This window comes from Furfurilactobacillus rossiae DSM 15814 (assembly GCF_000428925.1).
Taxonomy (GTDB): Bacteria; Bacillota; Bacilli; order Lactobacillales; family Lactobacillaceae; genus Furfurilactobacillus; species Furfurilactobacillus rossiae.
In genome coordinates, this window is record NZ_AUAW01000039.1 from 1 (window position 1) to 1,403 (window position 1,403).

A 1,403-nucleotide genomic window follows, 5' to 3' on the forward strand; every position below is an offset into this window, starting at 1 on the left:
CCTGCCGTTTGGCTTCCGCCTTTTCCTGTGCTCGTTTCCTGATGAGCTCGGTTAGCTCGGCAATCTGGTGGAACAGCTTTCTGGCTTCTTCTTGAATTTTGGCAATGGTGGCGCTTAGACCGCTCAACTCACGGTTACTCGCCTTGATGTCGATGTTGGTTTGAACTCGTTCCGAGCGGTCGCCCATCTCACGGGCCACGTGCCCTTCATGGATAGTCGGTATCTGTTCCACACCTTGGCGTTCATAGCTTCGATGGTCAATTTTATTTTCCGGAGCCAAGTACTGGTTACAGCTCTCGGCCCAACTTTTACGCCAAATTTCGGCGTTGTTACGGTCGTTCCAATCTGTGTAAGATTCGGTAGTGCGCTGCCACATCTTCCGCCCACGGGCTCCAATTTTCTGCTGTCCCGTTTTAGGGTCGATTTGCGGGACTTTAGCCCCGTTCTCGTCTAGGAGATAAGTGCTCTTCTGCTTCGGCGCCCAGGTACCGTTTTTTTTGATTGCCCGGGTCGTCAACATGATGTGGGCGTGTGGGTTCCCGTCCTCTTTATCATGAATTGACCAATCGGCACACATGCCACGATCGACAAAGTTTGTTTGTACATAGTCATGCACTAGTTTTATCTGCGTTGGACGTTCAAGTTCTGCCGGTAATGCCACCTCTACTTCACGTGCAAGTTGTGAATTGGACTTAGATTCCTTCTCCTCAACGGCATTCCAGAGTTCTTCTCGGTCTTTGTATTTTGCTGGTGCTTGCGCAGGTAGTTGTATCTCACTGTATGCAACTCCATGTTTTTTAGTGAAGTCTTTGACTTCACCGGTCTCGAAGTCTTTAAGCTTACTACCAGAGCGGTAAGCTGACGAAGCCACGGCCGACTGGCCTTTACTTCGGCTGATGGTTTTGAGTGATAGGTGGTAGATTGCCATGACGTTGACCTCCGATTCTGACGTTGATCTTGGTTTTGACTTATGGGGTTGACCCTCAAAATTCTGTTCATCATTAGGAGCCTAAAGGCGACTTTTGATGAACGGGATTTTGTGAGATTTTGTTTTTTTGATCAGGCGGAGGAGAACCGCCTAAAATCAAAAAAACAAAAATCGAATGCACTTGACTTTGATTCTGTCCTGCCGGCAAGGCAACCGGCGGTAGCCCCAGCGGAGCGAGCACATGAGCGTAAGCGAACAATATGTATGCGTAGCGTACATATAAGTGCGCATTGACCTTGTTTCACTCGGTCTGCTGATAGCTATTAAATCAGGTTTCCCGTTATTGAATTGAATACATTTTTAATTCAATATATGCGTCCAAATCAACTAAATTTGCTATGCTTTAAATACTTAAAAACTATTACAGATTCCGCTATTTTCAATTCGAATTTTTTAATTGTCTTTTACAGAGATT

The 1,403-nt window shown here is 46.3% G+C and carries 1 protein-coding gene; it reads right to left on the minus strand.

Going from position 1 to position 1,403, the window contains the following annotated elements; translation table 11 throughout:
* A partial coding sequence (gene mobQ, locus G400_RS0113030) for a MobQ family relaxase (RefSeq protein ID WP_027827237.1) occupies positions 1-928 on the minus strand: 928 nt, incomplete at its 3' end.
* Between the last annotated feature and the right edge of the window lie 475 nt (positions 929-1,403).